11 protein-coding genes are annotated in these 19,533 nt (G+C 64.6%); 3 read left to right on the top strand and 8 right to left on the bottom strand.

Features of this window, described 5'->3' with window-relative positions; all coding sequences use genetic code 11:
- Window positions 1-11: 11 nt before the first annotated feature.
- From GAU_RS15205 to GAU_RS15185, 5 genes are all read right to left on the bottom strand, one after another.
- On the bottom strand, window positions 12-2,702 hold the full coding sequence (locus GAU_RS15205; protein ID WP_041265585.1) for an ADOP family duplicated permease: 2,691 nt from the start codon (window positions 2,700-2,702) through the stop codon (window positions 12-14).
- 2 nt (window positions 2,703-2,704) lie between these two features.
- Window positions 2,705-3,037, bottom strand: coding sequence for a PadR family transcriptional regulator (locus GAU_RS15200; protein ID WP_015894782.1), 333 nt, complete (start codon window positions 3,035-3,037; stop codon window positions 2,705-2,707).
- 79 nt (window positions 3,038-3,116) lie between these two features.
- A complete protein-coding gene (locus tag GAU_RS15195) occupies window positions 3,117-3,776 on the bottom strand; it encodes a DNA-3-methyladenine glycosylase family protein (protein WP_015894781.1) in 660 nt (219 codons plus the stop codon).
- Window positions 3,777-3,789: 13 nt separating this feature from the next.
- Window positions 3,790-6,123 carry a serine/threonine-protein kinase gene (locus GAU_RS15190; protein WP_041265584.1) on the bottom strand — a complete coding sequence of 778 codons (2,334 nt, stop codon included), beginning with the start codon at window positions 6,121-6,123 and terminating at the stop codon, window positions 3,790-3,792.
- 45 nt (window positions 6,124-6,168) lie between these two features.
- Window positions 6,169-6,816 (bottom strand): ECF-type sigma factor, encoded by a 648-nt coding sequence (locus GAU_RS15185; protein ID WP_052574484.1) that lies wholly within the window; start codon window positions 6,814-6,816, stop codon window positions 6,169-6,171.
- Between the two features lie 142 nt (window positions 6,817-6,958).
- Between GAU_RS15185 and GAU_RS15180 the strand changes: the two genes are divergently transcribed.
- From GAU_RS15180 to GAU_RS15170, 3 genes are all read left to right on the top strand, one after another.
- Window positions 6,959-10,594: a hypothetical protein gene (locus GAU_RS15180; RefSeq protein WP_015894778.1), complete on the top strand. Its 3,636-nt coding sequence runs from the start codon at window positions 6,959-6,961 to the stop codon at window positions 10,592-10,594.
- A gap of 6 nt (window positions 10,595-10,600) precedes the next feature.
- Window positions 10,601-14,932: a hypothetical protein gene (locus GAU_RS15175; RefSeq protein ID WP_015894777.1), complete on the top strand. Its 4,332-nt coding sequence runs from the start codon at window positions 10,601-10,603 to the stop codon at window positions 14,930-14,932.
- A gap of 68 nt (window positions 14,933-15,000) precedes the next feature.
- Complete coding sequence (locus GAU_RS15170) at window positions 15,001-16,470, top strand: hypothetical protein (protein WP_156799069.1); 1,470 nt, start codon at window positions 15,001-15,003, stop codon at window positions 16,468-16,470.
- Between the two features lie 39 nt (window positions 16,471-16,509).
- Here the strand turns inward: GAU_RS15170 and trpS are convergent, their stop codons facing one another.
- From trpS to GAU_RS15155, 3 genes are all read right to left on the bottom strand, one after another.
- Window positions 16,510-17,595, bottom strand: a complete 1,086-nt coding sequence (trpS, locus tag GAU_RS15165; protein WP_015894775.1) for a tryptophan--tRNA ligase — start codon at window positions 17,593-17,595, stop codon at window positions 16,510-16,512.
- Window positions 17,596-17,821: 226 nt separating this feature from the next.
- The gene (locus tag GAU_RS15160) at window positions 17,822-18,865 is read right to left on the bottom strand and encodes a proline iminopeptidase-family hydrolase (protein WP_052574483.1); all 1,044 of its coding nucleotides are present in this window, start codon (window positions 18,863-18,865) and stop codon (window positions 17,822-17,824) included.
- Window positions 18,866-18,918: 53 nt separating this feature from the next.
- Window positions 18,919-19,443, bottom strand: a complete 525-nt coding sequence (locus GAU_RS15155) for a hypothetical protein (protein ID WP_015894773.1) — start codon at window positions 19,441-19,443, stop codon at window positions 18,919-18,921.
- Between the last annotated feature and the right edge of the window lie 90 nt (window positions 19,444-19,533).

Here is a 19,533-nt window from a genome sequence, read left to right as displayed (position 1 = left end):
GCCACGCCGGTCTATTCCGCACGCAGCGCCACGGCTGGATCACTCCGGCTGGCGCGCAGTGCCGGTGTGAGGCTGGCTACGAGTGCGACGGTGGTCATCAGCAACGCGATCGCGACGAACACCCCCGGGTCGCGCGCCGATTGCTGAAACAGCAGCGGTTGCAGCCAATGACCACTCCACGCCGCCACCAGCAGTCCGACGCTGGTACCGATCAGCGTGTATCGCACGGTCTGGCCCACGACGAGTCGGAGGATATCGCGGCGTTGGGCGCCCAGCGCCACACGCACACTCAGTTCATGGGCCCGCTCGGTCACACTGTAGGCGATGACACCGTAGAGCCCCACGGCGGCCACGACCAGTGCCAGCAGTCCGAACGCGGTGAACATGGTGGCGCCCAGACGCCAACTGCGCTGCGCGTCACTCACGATCTCGCGCAGGGGGCGCACGTTCAGATAAGACGCGCCAGGCATCACCCGTTGCAGCGCGGCCCGCACGCGTTCGCCCGCAACGACCGGATCGCCGCGTAGCCGCAACAACATGCCATTGCCCCAGGTGCGGGTGTACTGCTCGATGGGCATGTAGAAGTGATAGCGTGTCCCTCCCACCAGATCGTTCTGCACCATGTCTTCAGCGATGCCGACCACCTGACGGCATGGTTCCGTGGGCAGGCGCACGCGCACGCATTGACCGATGGCGTCACGGCCGGGCCACAACGCCCGGGCCATGGACGCACTGACCACCATCACCTCCGGCGTGCCCAAACGATCTTCGGCGCTGAAGGCTCGGCCCTGCACGATGCGTGTGCCCATGGTGCGGAAGTAGTCGGGCGATGCGGCCTGGAAGGTGAACGTGCCCAGTTGCCCCACCGAGTCGATACCGCTCACATACAGACTCGAAGACGATGTGCTGACGAACGGCGCGCTGTTCACCCACGCCGCGGTTTCCACGTCGGGTAAGGTCTGCGCAGTTTCCAACAGCAGCCGGCGCAATGGAACCTGGGTGGTCTCGTCCATGGGGATACCACGAATCACCCGACTCACCAGCACAACCTGCTCAGCGTCATAGCCGAGACGCATGTCCTGCACGGCTCGCAAGCTGCGCACGAACAGGGCGGCGCCCACCAGCAACACCACCGACAGCGAGGCCTGCACGACCAGCAGGGCGGCGCGGATCCGTGCGCCATCACGCGCTCCTCCACGTACACCGCCGCGTAGCGCACTTGCCAGATCACGCGCACGGCCGGCAAACATGGTGGGGAGCAGCGCAATCAACATGGCCGTGATGAACACGATACCCAACGTCACCAGCACGGTGCGCCAATCGGTGAACAGATTGGTGGAGGCGGTACCACCCAGCAGGGTGTGCTGAATGATCGTGCCGATCCACTGGGCAATCAGCAACGCTAGTGCACCTCCGAGCATGGCCAGCAGGGTGCATTCGATGGCGGCTTGCAGCAGCAGGTGATGGCGGCCTGCGCCAAGTGCCAGGCGTACGGCCGTTTCCCGACGACGACGCAGGGCACGGGCCAGCATCAGGTTGGCCACATTGGCGCAGGCAATGAGCAGCACCACGCCGGCCACGATGCTGACCCAAACGGCCGTACGTGACTCGAGCGCGGGCTCGGGGCCGGCTCCGAGTCGCACTGCACCCACCACGGCATGCGGTCGCGCAGCGTCGAGCGTGAGCACCGAGGACGACGTCGCCAACTCGGAGCGCCAACTGTCCTGCAGCGCCCGGCTGGCGTCGGCCGATGCCATCTCTGTCGATACACTGGCGTTGCGGCGCACGAGGATGTGCAGCCAGCTCCAGGCGTACGCGGTGTGATAGGTGCGCGCGTCGTCGGTACCGGCGCTGCCGGCAAAGGTGGTGATGGGAATCCATGCGACGGGTGGTGTCGCGTCATTCACACCGGCAAACCCGCGTGGCGCCACACCGATGATGCGGGCGCGCACCTCACCGATCTGCAGGGACTGGCCCAGTACATCGGCTCCACCGTACTCGGATTGCCAGAAATCGTAGGACAGTACGGTTACGTCGGCACCGCGCGGCACGACGTCTTCGTCGGCGTTGAAGAAACGTCCACGCACAGGCTGGGCATCGAAGAATCCGAAGTAGGTCGCGCTGACCGCCGCGATACGTCGTTCGCGCACCCGGTCTCCTTCACCCACCGCCAGGTCTCGCTCACTGAATCCGGCAAATGCCGTGAACGACTTCGTGGAGGCCTGAAAATCGAGGAAGCGTCGGTAGGTGGTGCTGTTGCTGGTGCGAGGTCCACTGGCGCCCTGCCACTGCCAGTACACCCGATGCACCGTCGCCGGATCACGCAGGTAGGCAAGAGGGCGATACATCAGGCGGTCGACCACACTGAACATGGTCACGTTCGCCCCGATGCCGAGGCCCAGCGTGACGATGACCGTGAGCGTGAACCCGGGTGATCGACGCAGGCCGCGCCACGCGTAGTGCAGGTCGCGCAGCACGGCGTCCACGATGGGAATGGACCAGCGCGCACGGGCGTCTTCGCGGGCGCGGGTCACGTTGCCGAGCTGCCGGGAGGCGGCGTGGCGCGCGGCCTGTGCGTCCAATCCCGTTGCTGCGGCGTCGCGCTCGAGTTGTTCACGATGGAACTGCAGCTCTTCGGCCAGCTCCGCATCGAGCTGTGCCCGACGTCCACGATCCAGCAGGCGCATCAGCCATTCGCGCATGATCACACCGCCCGCAGGATGCGGCGCACGGCCGTCATCAGCTCGGTGAAGCCCTTTTCTTCTTCGCCCAGTTGTTCCAAGCCCCGGGCGGTGATCTCATAGTAGCGGGCGCGTTGATTGTTGGGCGTTCGCTTCCACTCGGCGGTGATCCATCCCTTCTGACGCATGCGCTGCAGGGCGGGGTAGAGCGAACCTTCCTCCACCTGGATCACGTCCTGCGAAAGCCGCTGCAGGTGCTGGGCAATGCCGTAGCCGTGCATGGATTGCACGCGCAGCGTCTTGAGAACGAGCAGGTCGAGCAGACCGGGCAACAGTTCGCGGCGGGACGGAGTCATGGGCAGGGGGTAGATGGTCTATGCCCTAGACAGTCCATCCCCTGAAAGGGTTTGAATGACTCGCCGGCGGGTGGGCCAGTCAGCCGCGGCCGCGCTCGCGCAGGTAGCCATGCCACAGAATGCGGGCCGCTGCAGCGCGCCATGGGGCCCAGCGTTCAGCGTGGCGGGTGGCGTCGGGCGAAGCCGGAGGCTTGGGCCATCCATGGGCATCGCGCATGGCGAGATGCAGGGCCAGGTCGCCGGGTGGCCACACATCAGGGCGGCGCAGGGCAAAGAGGAGATACACCGACGCGGTCCATGGGCCGATGCCGTGCAGAGCTGTGAGACGGGACATCACCTCGGCGTCGGATGCTCGGGCGAGCAATGCGAGATCGAGCGTGCGATCGGCGACAGCCGTTGCGAGCCCGTGCAGATACGCAGACTTCTGCCGCGTCAGGCCCAGTGCGCGCAGGGCGTCCACGCCGATCTCGGCGACCGGCGCTGCATGGAATCCACCGGGGATCTGGGCATCGAGTCGTCGCCACAAGGTTGCGGCGGCTTCGAGTGATACCTGCTGCTCCAGCACGATGCGTCCAAGTGTGGCAAACCCCGCCGGACGTGCCCACAGTGGTGGCGTGCCATGTCGTGCCACGATGGCGGCGAGACTCGGGTCCTGCGCGCTCAGCGCTTGAACCGCAGCGGCCAGTGAAGCCCGTGTAAGACGCTGCGCAGGAGCAGGCGATTCCGTGGACGAAGGCACGCTCAGTGCAGGCTCAACGGCGTGCTATGCGATGCAACACCGAATCCGCTTCCGCACGGAGCGTCTTTGCTTCAGTCGATCGTCCGGCCCGCTCGAGGACGCGGGAATACGTGAGCTGATCACCGGCCACATCCTGATTGCCAATGCCCAACAATCGTCGTTTGGTGAACAGACCACGTTCGAGCAGCGGCAACGCCTGATCGAGATGTCCGGCCAGGAAGTGGATGTATCCCAGGTTGAACGCACTGTTGGCGCTCTCGGGATGTTCGGGCCCCAGCGCCTCGCGGTGATGCGCGTACGCCTGCGCGTACAGTCGCGTGGCGTCGGCATAGCGGCCGTCATCGCGCAGGACATGCGCCAGATTGCGCTCGAACTGTGCCAGACGAATGGGATTGGCTGGTGTCTTGGTGTGTTCCATCCGCAACACCGACGCCAGCACGTCGCCTGCTTCACGAAGACGGCCTTGTTTCTGCAGCGCAGCCCCAAGCGCACTCAATGCCGACAGCGAATCGTTGGTCGACGTTGCGGAAGCCGCCCGCATGATGGAGAGCGCCTCGCGAGCGTGTCGCTCTGCCTCCACCGTGAGTCCCTGGTTGAGACGCACGCTCGCCAGGTAGACCAGCGACGCTGCGAGCTCCTGCGCCGCTGCCTCCGATGCATCGGCGTCTTTCGAAGGAAGGTCGTCTGCACCGGCGCCACTGCGCGCCGTTGCGGGCCGACGGAGACGCACGGCTTCGGCCGCGAGGTCACCGGCTCGTGTCCAATCGCCGAGTCCGAAGTAGGCGGGCGCGATGGCACTGTATAGTTGCGCGCGGATCTCCGGACGATCGTGCAGGCGCTGTTCCATGTCGGCGGTGCCACGATCCAGGACATCGTGCAGGGTGGGCACGCCGGAACCGGCCTTGTACGGGTCGGCATTCGACAGCACATCCTTGAGGAACTGCGTCACCTGCATGGCTTTGTCGCGTTCCAGGCGCAACGTCTCCGTTTGCTCGCGGAGGACCACGGCCTGCTCGCGCAGTTGACGCGACTGCATGGCGGTGAACACCGTGAACGCGCCGGCCAGGCCAAGCGACAAGGCCACGGCGGTCAAGGGAACGGGATGACGTGCGGCGAACTTGCGCAGGCGATACGCCACGGAGTCCCGGCGCGCCAGCACGGGCAGTCCGCGCAGGTGCCGTCGCAGGTCTGCGGCCAGTGCTTCTGCCGTCGGATACCGACGGGCCGGGTTTTCGTCGATGGCGCGTGCGATGATGGTATCGAGATCACCACGCAGGCGTCGCGCGCGTCGTGCCTGGTCGGGTTGTGGTGATACGGATGCCGACGCCAGCACACCACTTTGTGGCAGCGCCCCGGTGAGCAATTCGTGCAGCAACACGCCCAGGGCGTACACATCACTCACCGTGGATGATGCGGCACCACGCTTTTGCTCTGGCGCGGCATAGGCCGGTGTCATCGGCTGCAGACCGGGCCGCGTGAGCTGGTCGGCAGCGGCGCCACCCGGAATACCGCTCTGCATGCCGCCGGCATCGAGCAGTTTGGCGATGCCGAAGTCGAGCAACGTGGGATGTCCCGTTGTCGACACCAGGATGTTGGCCGGCTTGAGGTCCCGATGCACGACCAGTCGCGCGTGCGCGTGCTGCACGGCATCGGCCACTTCACAGAACAGCTCGAGGCGACGTTCGACGGACAACGCTTCGGCGGCGCACCAGGCATCGATGGGGGTGCCATTGATGAACTCCATCGCCAGCCACGGGGTCGTGCCGTCGATGCCCACATCGACCAGACGGGCAATGGCCGGGTGGGCCAATGTCGCGAGAATACGTTGCTCGTCGCGGAAACGGCGCAGTCCCACGGCATCCATGATATCGGCATGGCGCATCACCTTGAGCGCTACACGCAACACCACACCGTTGTCCGAGCGTTCCGCGAGATACACCACCCCCATGCCGCCGCGACCAATCTCCCGGATGAGCCGCCACGGACCGACACACACGCCAGGGCGATAGGTGGGTTCCAGGACCAGCGTCGACGATTCCGATGAGTCTTCCGCGGCATTTGGGTAGTCCCCATCATGCTCCATCAACGCATCGCGCCACGCCGCCTGTACGTCGAACGACTCGAGCGGACGATCCAATACACCCGTCGACGCATCATCAGCGCACTCGCGCAGCCAGGCCAGCGCGACGTCGGCCAACACGGCATCGTCGGCGCAGGCCTCACGCACCACGGCTTCCCGCTTCGCCGGTGGAGCGTCGAGCGCGGCGTCGACGAGATCCTCCAGGCGCTGCCAGCGCGTGGCGTCAGCCATCACCGAAAAGGCTCGCACGGAAGCTGGCGCAATCATGGGGTGTTCAGCGGGAGGCTCAGAGCGAAATCGCAGAGGGGAGACTCAGAATGGATGCACACCACTGCGTGTGTCCCGCAGCGGGTGAAAGGCATCGGGTTCCTGGTGGCGTAGCGCGCCGTACAACCATCCACGGGCCTTCACCCAGTCTCGACGCACGGTGCGTTCGGTGACGCCGAGGGCTTCCGCCGTTTCGAGTTCCGTCAGACCACCGAAGTACCGGCACTCCACCACCTGTGCCAAACGTGGGGCGAGTCGCGCCAGCTCATCGAGTGCGTCGTCGAGCGCCACCAGCGTACCGTCGCGCTCGGCATGTCCGTCCACGCCTTCATCGAGTGTGATGGGGGCCTGGGCCCGGCCGCGCTTTTCGGTGCGTCGCCGCCGCAAGTGGTCGATCAACACGCGGCGCATCATGCCCGCCGCTGCCGCCAGGAAGAGCGGACGTTCGGCCCACGTGGTCCGTTGCTGCGTCACCAGCCGAAGGAAGGTCTCGTGCAGCACCGCACGGGTGTCGAGCGTGGCCACACCACCCACACGACGCAGTTCACGACGCGCGATACACAAGAGCTCGGCGTAGTGGACGCTGTCGAGCTGATTGAGGTGTGTCGTGGCGGGCACATCTGCACGCGCTGGTGCGTCGGGAAACATGTCGACAGCGATGTCCGGTTCCGGTGAGTCTTCGCGCGATGTCACGCAGGGTCGCGAATCGCGACGCGTGCTTGGCCAACATGTGTCCGGCTTCTGGCCGCGGCAATAGGCGGAGCCGCGTCCGCTTGTGATGTGACGGGTGTGGCACATCCACGCGATCTCCCACGAACGTTACAGGGAGACGGAGATGCCAGCGAAAAAGTCGCGGACCTCATTTGTGCGTGCGACCGCGTCCTCCACGATCGGTGACGCGCTGGGTGCGGCTGGTACCGCCACCGATACGTCGCAGCGCGCGCCCGTGATGGTGAAGGCGCGCCGTCCCGACGATCTGATGGTCGCCGACATCTGGCTTTACAACCTGCGGATCGTCACGGGGGCCAATCCTTCACTCACCCGCCGCGATGCGTCACGGCCCGCCACCATCGTGCTGCAGTTGCCGCCGCAGAGTTTTGGTGAAGAGGCGCTGCTCGAACGCACCTCACCCGAAGTCAAATCCGACGACGCGGAGCACTTCCCCGATTCGGATGGCAAAAACTCGTACGAGGCGAGTGATCAGACGGCGCCACCCGTCGGTGCCACCCGCATGCGCATCAGTGGACCGAGTCGCCTGGCTTTCACGATGCCAGCCGGTGTCACGTCCATTCCGTTCACCCTCGAAGCGATTCTGGACGCTTGCCGCACCTGGCCCGCCAGGCGGGCGGTCACCGCACAGCCGGCCGGTGATGGGTATGTGGTCGGCACACCCAGCACGGCGACACCTCGGGCTGCGACCCGCAATGCCGATCTGCAGTTCCTCAAAGGCGTGGTGAAGTCCGGGGCGTTTATCGAGATGCACCGCACCTTCACGGATGCCCTCGAAGACTTGCAGGTGGCCGGTGCGGCGCGTGCTATCGAAACCGCTGGCGCCGCCCTGGCCAAGACCATCGTCACCACGATGGAGGGGACGGACGATCTCGCGGGTGAACGTCTGGTGGCACAACGGGTGGGCGCTGCCGTCGATGCGATCATCCAGAAGTATCCGGCGCTGGGTCGTGATGCCGGAACGCGGGCGCTGGTGGAAGCGGGCATCGGATACCACGCCAGTGTCGGTCTCGTGGATGTCGCTGACCAACTCACGTTCCAACCCGACAAGCGCATTCCGTTTGCGCCGGCACTGTTCTCGCCGTTTCGGCCAACCCGAGAGGTCACCGCCATCGAAATGCCCTATCGGCTGGTGTTGTCGCCGGTGGGCGATACCACATGGCAACATCGAAGCAAGGCTGTGGCGCGTGAAGGACGCCACGAGCTGTGGCACACCCGTCTCGATAGTGCGAACACGCTGGGCGGTGCCGACGGCAAGACCGATGTGCGCGCGATCTGGTCCGAAGACTATGGTCGGCCCGATCTCGCGGAACTCGCCAATACACTGCATCCGTTTCGCATGTCGCTCGATCCACTCGATCGCGACCTGCTGGTGCGCCTCACGGCGGGATATCAGGAGGAACGGGACGGAGGTGCAGCCTACACGCCGTTACCGGTGGTTTCGCGGCGTCTGATTCTTTCGTCGCTCGGTGGTTTGCTGGACGCGGCGGGCAACTGGGCGCTGCGCCCCGCAGACATCGATCTGCAGCAGTGGCAGCATCGCATGTCTCTGGGACGCGATCACTATGTACGGGTGGTGTATGCCGGATATCTGATGCCCTTTGGGCACGCGGCGTCGCTCATCAAGGTCACCGAGCGCAAGTTCGAGCCGGCCAACAGCAGCACGCCATTGCAGCAGCGTGTCGCGCGTCTCCGGCAGCGTTTTTTCATCGTGGTGCGCGAGCCCGTGAAGACTTTCAATGGGGCACGGCATGTCAATCATGGACACGCCTTCCCTTTCACGTCCATCGAGCTGCTCACCAAAGTCACGCCGACATTGTTGGCGCCGGATGATGTGTCATGTCGGGTGAACGAGGCCGGCAGTTTTCTCTATCAGATCGGTGCGGTCACGGAAGGGTTGGCCTATCGTGAGGCGTTCTGGCCCATGTCCGGGCAGGGCGGACAGAATTTCAAGTTCAATATTGCCGCCACCGATCGGGATGGGCATCGCACCACGTTTGCACTGCCGTTGATGTTCGTGGCCGGTCGCGCCAACACGATGACGGCGAAGAAGGGATCACAGACCGCGAAGTGCATTGATACCATTCGCGCCGGATACAACGCCGAAGGGGACCTGCGGCGGCAGGCCGATATCGGCGGTGAGAGCATCTGTTTTGCGCCACCGGGTGAGAACATGGCGGGTGACCCCCGGTTGCCCACGGACACCCTGCGGTTTGCCGCGGGTGAGGTGACTCCGCACTCCAGTACACAGCTCAACGTGTATCCGGAGGTGAAGAACGCCTACGTGGCCCTGCGACCGGTGCAACGCATCCTTGGTCGTGACGATGCCAAGGTGCATGTGGCGTACGATCCGATCTACACCACGGAAGGTTTTGGTCCGAACAACAAGGGCGAAGTGTTCCTGGTGCTGACCAGCCAGAACCCATCATGGAATGTGAGTTTCGGCCCGTCGGCTTCGGCGTCACGCACTGATGCGGTGGGCGCCGTCGCGTCGCCGTCCATGAAAATCACCGGCCTGTCGCGGCGGATCGGGCTCGCTTCCGATCTTGCATCGGTACAGAACAACACCTTCCGGCCGGCCAGCTTCTTCAATGATGCGCGCATTCTCGGTGGCATTCTGCTGGCGGACATCATCACCGAGCCGCCCGACGGCGTGACCGGGCAGAATGCGCCCAAGTTCACCGCCCGCGATCTGCCGGCATCAGGCGGCACGCCCGCTCGCACCGAGGCGCGCTACGACTGGAAGACGGTCATGGGCAAATCGGACGCACTCGGCATTCTGATGCCACGCGCCGATGGATCGCCATCGCAGTTCATCATGAGCGCCGTCACGACCGCCTTTGTGGGGCAGCCCGGCAAAGCTTCGTCGGTGATCGATGCCACGATGACGAACTTTTCGGTGAACATGTTCGGCTTCGTGATCCTGCGGTTCGATAGCCTGCGCTATTCCACCACCGATGGTCGCAAGCCCGACATCACCGTCGCGATGCACCCCTCCAAAGCGGTGATGTTTGGTGGTCCGCTGAACTTCGTGAACAAGCTGCGCGAGCTTCTCCCCTCCGATGGGTTCTCCGATCCGTCTGCCATCACGGTTACACCCAGTGGCATTTCGGCCGGCTACGCGCTGACCGTGCCGCACGTGGAGGTGGGGGCGTTTGCGCTGTCCGGGCTCAGCATCGGGGCAGAGTTCCAGTTGCCATTCGACAACGAACCGATGTCGGCGGCCTTCAGTTTCGGTCGCCGAGAAGATCCGTTTTCGCTCACCGTGTCGCTGCTTGGTGGCGGCGGCTTCCTGGTCATCGGCATCGGGACCGATGGGGTGCGTGAAATCGAAGCGGCGCTCGAAGCGCAGGCCCGACTCAGCATCGACCTGGGTGTGGCGTCCGGTTCAGTGGAAATCAGCCTGGGCATCTACTTCCACTGGTTGACGGCTGCCAGTGGCGAGGGAGCGGTTGAACTCTCCGGATACGTGCGTCTGCACGGGGAGTTCAGCGTCATGGCCATCGTGTCGATGTCGATCACGTTCAATCTGCAACTCGGCATCACCAAGAGAGGCGATGATCTCGTGGTGTTCGGCGAGGCCTCCGTGACGGTGGAGATCGAGGTGCTGGTATTCAGCGGCGAAGTGACGGTGCGGTGCCGCCGCGAATTCACGAGTCCTGAAGCGGATCCCACCTTCGCGCAGCTCATCACTGGGCTGCCCACGTGGGAATCGTATTGTCTGGCCTTTGCTGCGGAGTAGGCGACGATGCCCGTGCAATCTCTCATCTGGACCGCGCTGCCGAATGGCGTCTCCGCCGACGGTCGTGCCCTCCGCATTTCTCTGCTGCTCTCACCGCGTCTCGAGCCCGAGTCGGCACCACCTTCCCTGTCCTCGTTTGCCGACTTCGAGGATTGGCCGGATACGCTGCGGCGTTCGCAGATCACGGTGACCATCGGTGACACCGCAATCGCCCTCACCGCCGACCATGTGGATGCCAGCATCGGCGTGGCCGACAGTGCGGTGTGGCGCGCGCTGTTGCCAACCACCACACGTGTGCAGTCGTACAAGATGACCGACCACACCGACACGCGGGTCCTGTCGTTCGATGCGGTGGCCCTGCACGACGCCATTCGGAAGGTGTATGGGTCGCTCACCGTCACCGCCGGCGAAGATTTGCCTTCCATTGGTGAGCTGCGCGCGAGCAATGCCTTCAAGTCATTGATCGAAGGCGTGCAGGCCGTGGACGGGCTGCGTGACAACAAGAAGGAGCCCACACGGGACATCGAGGGTGAGGTGGACGAGTGGCAGCGCACCGGATTCAAGGGTCTCGCCGGTGCGGGCACCATGCTGAGCACCTTTCAGCTCTTTCATACACCGCTGGCCAAACAACGCAGCGAGTCGTATACGCCGGAGGACGAACGCAACAAGGTGACCTGGCGGACCCACGAACGCGCCACGATCAAGGCCGACGACTTTGTGAGTTCGCTCGACTTTCATCGCATCGTGTCGGCGATGAACCAGTATCCGTTGTTGCTGCGGCGACTGGGGTTGGTAGTCGACTTCACTGTGCCCGTTGGGCGCCTGCGCGCGGGAGATGACATACCCGTGTCCTTTGCCGTGGAGCTGCCTCGCGCCAGAGCCGGCGAGCCGGTGGTGGTTCGACGGGACGCATCGCCGCGCACCCGTACGAAGTTCGCCAGCAAGAGCTTCGCGCCTGTGCCGCGGCCGCCCGCGGATGGGAAAGACCTGCAGGTGCGCGATGGGCTGCTGCGCATGGATCCGAACCGGGTGGCGCTGCTGCAGGCCGATGTGGATGGTGCCGGCCTCAAGTTGATGAACTTTGCCCGTTCCTTGGCCGCACACGAACGGGAAGCTCGGCACGTGGATCCGGTGACCAAACTGCCCCGACGGGCCGGAGCGCCTGCCGTTCGCAATGGTGGGTTGATGCTGGTGCACCGCGGCAGAGGCGACAGCTTGACCAAGACCTTCGACCGCAATGACACGCTGAACCGCCGCATGGAGCAGCTCTTCAATCGGCGAGGGGGCACCGGCCCCGTGCCTGGGTTGGGGCTGCACGTGGACTTGCATGCCGAAGACCTGCTGCGCGGTTGGCGCGTTGACATCTGGGATGGCACCACCACGCAGTGGCGTTCCCTATGCGAACGTCTGAGCAACTATGGCTTCTCCGATAGCACACTGGCTGTGCAGGCCGTGCGCGAAGAAGGCACCATCCGATTGGTCACCACCAGTGCCGCAGATGGCAGCTATCCCGACATGGTGTCGTTGCATGAAATCATGACCGTGTGGCGTGGGTGGAGTCTGGTGGCGCCATCACCCGGTCTGTCGGTTGGCATCAACGATGAAGTCGCTGATCCTTCGCCGGTGGTGCCCGACGGTATCCCGCTGCGCACCGCCTTTGCCGCCGCACCGGGTTCGTTGCCGCGTCTGCGCTATGGACGGGTGTACGGTGTGCGGGCCCGCATGGTGGACCTCGCCGGCAACTCGCTGCCGCCCACCACGGGCAACTATGCCGGTGATCAGGAGTCGCGAGATGCGGCCACACCCTACTGGCGCTATGAACCCGTGGCGCCGCCGCTGTTTGCGTTGGTCGGCGACAAGCGCACGGTCGTGCCGCCGGGACCGGGTGAGTCCATGGCGCACATGGCCATTCGTACCTTCAACGACAAGTTCGACGATCGCACACCGTCCACTGAAACGGCGCGTCGCTGGGCGATGTCGCCGCGGGTGTCGCAGCGTGAGGCGGAATTGCATGGTGTGTGCGACGGTCCCAACTGGGGCAGCGCGGCGCAGTATGCCCTGCTGGCCGAGCGGGACGATGAACCGTCCACGGTGGACCTGGATACGCGCGGTGGGGACACGGTGACTTATACGGCCTTGCCCGCCGATGCGATCACGTTGCCGTATCTGCCCGATCCTCTGGCCACCCATCTGTCGGCGCGGCTGATCAACTATCCGTGGGAAGGTCCGCCGGACGTGATCACCATCCCACTGTACGCGCAGGGCGCGAGCTGGCCCGATATCTCGCCGATCATGTTGCGCGTGTATGAAGGGGAACGCGAACGACCGCGATTCGACGAAGCGACGCGCACGTTGCTTGTGCCGGCACCGAAGGGACTGCGGGCCACGCTGCGCCTGTCCGTCAAGCTCACCGACGAACAACTCGCCCTGATGGGCGTGTGGAATTGGGTGCCAGAGGGGCTGCGTACGCCGGCTCTCGCGCGTCGCGCGCGTGCGGGCACACTCTGGCCACTCACGCCGTGGCGGGAGATGGACATCGTGCACGCAGTACAGCGTCCACTCCGCGCGCCAAAGATCTATGAGTACGCCATCGTGCGTCCTCGCGGAGCCACCTGGGTGCAACCCAGCGTGAAGGCCCGCGTGCACCGCATGACCACCGATCGCATCGACCTCATGGCCACGTGGAACGAGCCGGTGGAAGGTGGGCTGTTGGGCAATCCCTCCAATCGCAACAAGACCGATCTGGCATTCTCGGTGAAGATCACCGATCCACAGGGATATGCCGGCATCGTTCAGCACGTGGTGCCCGATCCGGAAGAGCCCGACCGCATCGAGTTCGGCCCGGCCATGGGCGGCGTGGTCGGATCCGATCGTGAGGCTCGTCCGCAGGTGCATGACTTCGGCGACACGCGCTATCGTCGCGTAGAGTATCAGTTGGTGGGCACCACGCGGTTCCGTGAATATGTGCCCGCACCGGTCACGCCCAATTCGCCTCGGCAATTGCCCACCGAACGGGACGATGCGCGGGATGCCTCGCGTCTGACGGTGACAAGCAACATGGAGCGTATCTGGGCACCCAGCTCCGCACCGCCACCAGCGCCGGAAGTGTTGTATGTGATGCCCACCTTCGGATGGTCACGCAGCAAGCGCAACGACGGAGATCAGACGAGCTGGCGTCGAGGCAGCGGTCTGCGCGTGTGGTTGGATCGCCCGTGGAATGCCACGGGTTATGGCGAGATGCTGGCGGTGGTATTGCCACCTGCCGGTCAGCCGATCGAACCCAATGGTGGTCCCTACAAGGATGTCGTCACGCAGTGGGGCAACGATCCGGTGTGGAAGTCGCCCTTCGTCGAAGGGGTGGCGCCGACACTCGCCCGCTTCCCGCGTGCGCGTACGGGAGCCGATACCACCGGGGCATGGCTGCCACCGGGCACGCCGACGGTGGAAGCGGATCAGCCACCACATCCGTTCCGTATCAACAGCATCCCGCATGCGGGGTTGCCGGTGGGCTGGGGAATCAACCTGGTCGATGTGGCGCCGCACGACGTGATGTGGGACCCCGATCGCAAGCTCTGGTACTGTGATATCGAAATTCGTCATGGTGAGGCGTACTTCCCCTTTGTGCGTCTGGCGCTGGCACGCTACCAGCCCACGTCGGTGGACGGGGCCTGGCTCTCCACGGTGGTGATGTGTGAATTCTCCGCATTGGCACCCGACCGTTGGCTGTCCGTGAAGCGCACCACGGCCACCAAGCGTGCGGTCACGGTGCATGGCCATCGTCCAGAAGAGTCGTCGGGGTTTGCCGAGGCGTGGCGGCAGCGTTTGGAACAGCCCGGACCCAATGGCCAGATCCTGCAGTTCGTGCCCGGAGATATCTCGAAAACCAACGTCGTGGAAGTGTGGGTGGAGCAGCTCGATGCGGCACGCGGCGAAGACTTTGGTTGGTCGCGTGTGGCCGACGGCGTGATCACGCCACCACCCACCTACCGGCCCGCGACACGTACGCCGGTCGTTCGCGCGGGTGTGACGCCACGCAACGCGGACGTCACCCCGCCGATGGTGCACAATGCGGCCGGCGCGACTCGTGCGAGGGAGTTGATGACGCGACTCGAATACGAAGCCATCGTGGCGGAGGATCTGGTGAACGCCACGATGGTGTGGCCGGTCATGTGGGACGGGAGTGTCACGTTGCCCGAGGCACCGTCGGCGCTCAAGCGCTTCCGGCTGGTGGTAGCCGAATTCGAGGAGTACCTGTCCGACGACGCTCAGCCGTACGACAGCAGACTCACCAGCAAGGGACGCCGTATGGTGTATGTTGAGCACACCGAACTCACGTGAGGGCATGGCGCACCTCTGCGGCGTGGCTCACGCGAACGACCAGTGTCACTCCGACATCGGAGTTGTCGATGTGTGTTCGCCGTCATCGCCGGAAAGGCGTGCGCATCCGCCGGCACGCCACGCTGCTGTTGAGCGCCGTGATATTTGCGGTATGGTCGCCCGCCACCATTGGCGCGCAGGCCAAGGCGTCGATTCAGAAGAGCCGTTTGCCGGTGGCGGTGCAGAAGAAGCTGGAGCAGGGACAGATGAAGGTCACCATGCCGTCCGGTGCCGTGCAGGAGGTGCGCAGTCCGGTCGAAGCGAACTCCGTGCAGGTACCGGTTGGTGCTGTGGTGTTGGCGCGCAGTGATTCGGTGGCGCGACCGGCGTCGGCGACGATACAGAAAGCGGTACTCGATCGGGCACGCATGAATGGGATCCAGCTCGAGCCATCCGCTGGAAGCAGTGGAAGTAGCGGCGCGGGCAGCGGAACCAGACCTCGTCCAGGATCGGGAAGTGGCTCGGGTGCGCAACCGAGTGTGGAACCGGCCGTCGAGGCGGTCCGTCCGCCGAGTGCGGTAGCGGATGCAGACGTCGTGGTGATCGATGTGCCCATCGATATTGTGGGGCCGCAGGGCACGTCTGGCGCCGTGCGTGCGTGGCGGCCGTACGTGATTCATCCGTCGCGGCTGGGGTACGACAGTGAACGCGACCGATTCACCGGGCAGGTCCTCGTTGGTCTGCGTTCGGCCAATGGTGATGGCAGTGTGGCGCCGCTCTCCGGTCCGGTGGGCATCAGTCTGGTGACCGAAGCGACGGTGAGTCCCGATCAGATCACGTTCCCCGCTGGCAGCGTGGACGCAGCCCGAGTGGCGGTGACCACCATCAATGCGGCGGACTCGGTGGCACTGCATCTGCACGCCAATGGACTGGATGCCGGCGAACAAGTGCGGATCAGTCTGGCCTTGCCCACGGTACTGCGCTTTGAAAATCCACCACCACAATTCCAGGCCTTTGGTGCAGAGCCCCGATGGGTGACCATCGGTACCTATGGGGCCTCGCTGGGTCGCCCGGTGCGGGTGCGCATCAGTGGTGGGTCAGCGCGTGTGGAGCCCGATACCGCGACCATCGAACCCGGTGGTTCTGTGCGAGTGAAAGTGACGGCAGAGGACATCGGCACGTTTCGCCTCAGTGCGGCCGGCAACGGCGTGATCGGTACGTCGGTGGTCCTGAATTCCGTCTGGCCTATCCGATTCGTGCTTTCGATCTTGCTCGGCGGACTGGCCGGTGCGCTCTTCGTGGACCTGCGCGGCAAACGTCGTCGCACGGGGCAGGCGCGCAAGTACCTCTATGCCGTACTTGGCGCCGTGTTGTCCGTGACCGCGTGGGTCTCACTGGGAGTGAATCTCACGCAGGTGCCCATCGGCAATGCGCTGCTGTCCACGTTGGGCGTGTTTGCCTTTGCCTTTATCGGCGCGGCGTTTGGTGTGTGGGTGGACGGCAAACAAACCGGCGCCAGTGCCAAGCCACCAACGCCAGCGAGTGAACCTGCAGGTTGAGTGTGCAGGTTCACTCCGTGCGTCCGGTTTCGCCGCCGATCATGATGTGAGCGAAAACGCCTGACGCACATCGTGCAGTACCGCCTCCGTGCGAAGGCGTGCTGTCCGTGTACCGTCCGCGAGCACATCGTCCACAAGATCCGATTGCGCGGTCAACATCAGGCGCCGCTCGCGGATGGGTTCGAGCATGTTGTGCAACACCTCGATGAGGCGACGCTTGAGGGTCACGTCACCCAGGCCACCACGTGCGTAGTGCTGCTTGAGGTCCGCAACTTCTTCGGTGGCCGGATCGAACGCGTCGAGATAGGCAAACACCACATTGCCCTCCACCTGACCGGGATCGGACACCCGCGCGTGTGCGGGGTCGGTGTACATCGCCATCACCAGCTCGCGCACTTCCGCCGTGGTGGCACTCAGTGAAATCGCATTGCCCAGCGACTTGCTGGCCTTGCGCCCATCGATGCCGGGCAGGCGTGGTGTGTCCGACAACATGGCGCGGCATTCTGGCAGCACCTCGGTGCCTGTCGTGCGATTCACCCGACGCACGATCTCGTTGGACAATTCGATCATCGGCAACTGATCCTCGCCCACCGGCACCACGGTCGCGCGAAAGGCGGTGATGTCGGCCGCCTGCGATACCGGGTAACACAAAAAGCCCGCCGGAATATCCCGCGCGAATCCGCGCATCTCGATTTCTGCGCGCACGGTGGGATTGCGTTCCAGTCGGGCGACCGTGACGAGATTCAGGTACAACATCGTGAGTTCGGCGAGTGCTGGCAGCCGCGATTGCAGCGCGATGGTCGTTTGGGCCGGATCGAGTCCAACCGCGAGATAGTCACTCACCACCTCCCGCACATGCGCGGCGACGTGTGCGGGTCGGCCGGCGTTGTCGGTCAGCGCCTGCAGGTCGGCGACAACAATGGTTTGTGCACAGCGACCTTGCAGTGCGAGGCGGGACTGCAACGAGCCTGCATAGTGACCCAGGTGCAGCCGGCCGGTGGGTCGATCGCCGGTGAGTACAATGTCCGCCGCCGTGACGGCCGAGCCGACAGGGGCCGCGAGAACCGGGGCCGCCGGTGCAACGGCAGAGAGAGAATCGACAGACGCAGTGGAGGGCGAAGACATGCGAGAGACTCCGTGTGTCGGATCGCTCGATGTGTGCCCTCGTGGCAGGGCCCTGCCTGCAAATGCAACGGGCCGCTCACATCGAGCGGCCCGGGGGTTGGTGTGCCGACCTATCTGGCACGCACGCGCAACGGGACCGCTTGGGAAAGCGGCCGCCACCATGCGCATGACGTGAAACCTGACGTGAGGCGGGCAAGAGACATATCAGAAACCTAGTGAAACGATCCTACTTCCGCGACTCCACCTCGCGCAGGAAGGCGCGCAGGGCGTCCAGATACTCCGCAGGCTTCTCACGCATGGCGGCATGAGCGGCGCCAGGAATGGACACCAGTCGTGCGTCGGGCATGCTGGCCCGGAACTGTTCGAGTGTTTCCGGGCGTGCTTCGTCGAACTCACCCGCGATGAACAGGGTCGGCGCGGTGATGGCCGGCAGATCCGCGGCGCGAGTCCACGTACGCAGCGAACCGTTGCTCAGAAACTCGGTGGGTCCCCACATCTGCCGATAGATGGTGTCGTTGCCTGCGACGCCTTCACAGCGCGGCTCACTGCCAACCGGCAGACGGCGCACATGCCGTCCGTAGAACGTGTCCGTTGCCACCTTGTAGGCCGGCGCATCGAGCGTCCCCCGTGCTTCGTTTTCATCGAGCACACGACGGATGGAGTCGGGGAGCTGTGTGCGCAGCAAATTGGCATCGGCGATCCAGCGTGGGGTGTCGATGAGCGGGCTGCTGAACAACACCGACTTGACACCGGTGGGCTTGGCTGCGGCCATGTACTCTGCAGCCAGCGCACCACCCCACGAATGTCCCAGCAGGTGGAGTGAGTCGAGTGCCAGCGCCTGACGGACCGCCGTCACTTCCTCCACAAACCGCGGCACGCGCCAGAGCGACGTGTCGGACGGATGATCAGAACGTCCTGAACCGAGTTGATCGTAGAAGATCACCGGACGGTCTGATGCGAGTGAGGCCAGCGTCTCGAAGCGGCACGACGTGCCGCCCGGGCCACCGTGCAGCGCAAGCAATGGAATCCCGCGGCCATTGCCGATCTGTCGCACAAAGACTCGGCCACCGGGCACCTTCACCAATCCTTCGCGCGTGGGCACCATCACGTCGCCGACACGTACGCTGTCGAGACGCAGCTCTTCCATGGCCGCGTCGGCAAAAGTGGCCTGGCTGGCCGGCTTGTCTGCTGGGGTGCACGCCGTCAACACGGCGAGCAGGGCAGAGGCACGCAGAAGACCGAAGCCCGGTCGTTGAGTGGTGAGTCGCATGCTGGAGGAGGCGTGAGGGAAGGCTATGGCAGCGCTTTGGCAATGCTACTGGCTCAGGGACGCCTCGTTAAGCCCACTTCGAACAGCCAGACGGGTTCTCTGTTCTTCCGGAACTCGTGGCGCGTGACCCCAAGCCGCAGTCCGAAACGTTCGGGTTCGAACAGCATGACGGCCAGTCCGGTGTGGTAGCCAACGGTGCTTCCTGTCGAGCGTGGCCAGGACAAAGACCCGAGCGTCCCGCCCAGGACGGGCATGAGGAGCAAGTCGTTGGTGAATTTGATCGGAATGGCGAGCGCGGGACGGACCGCCAGCGCCAGTCCGCCCTCGCCCAGATGGCGCGGCATGATGCCCAACGAACCATCGAACGTCAGTCGGTTGGGGCGATAGTGCGTCCAGTGCATGCTCGCCAGCGCCGCTGCGGATACGGACTGGCCATAGGCGCGCGGTATGCCCAGCGACACACCAACCAGCCAGGGAGGCGACGCGGGCTCCTGCGCCTGTGCCGAATTCCATGGGCCCAGGCACAACACTGCGAGGAGCAGAATCCTGCCGCGCTGCCGTAGCGAGTTGGGAATCATGACCTTTCTGGAACGGGTGTACGGAAAGATCCATCTATCCCGTGTAATATCGCCAAGAGAGAAAGGTTCCTCTGCGGGAGTGCACCGATC

It is taken from the genome of Gemmatimonas aurantiaca T-27 (assembly GCF_000010305.1).
In the GTDB taxonomy this organism is placed as follows: Bacteria; Gemmatimonadota; Gemmatimonadetes; order Gemmatimonadales; family Gemmatimonadaceae; genus Gemmatimonas; species Gemmatimonas aurantiaca.
This window is presented reverse-complemented; position numbering and strand designations above follow the sequence as displayed.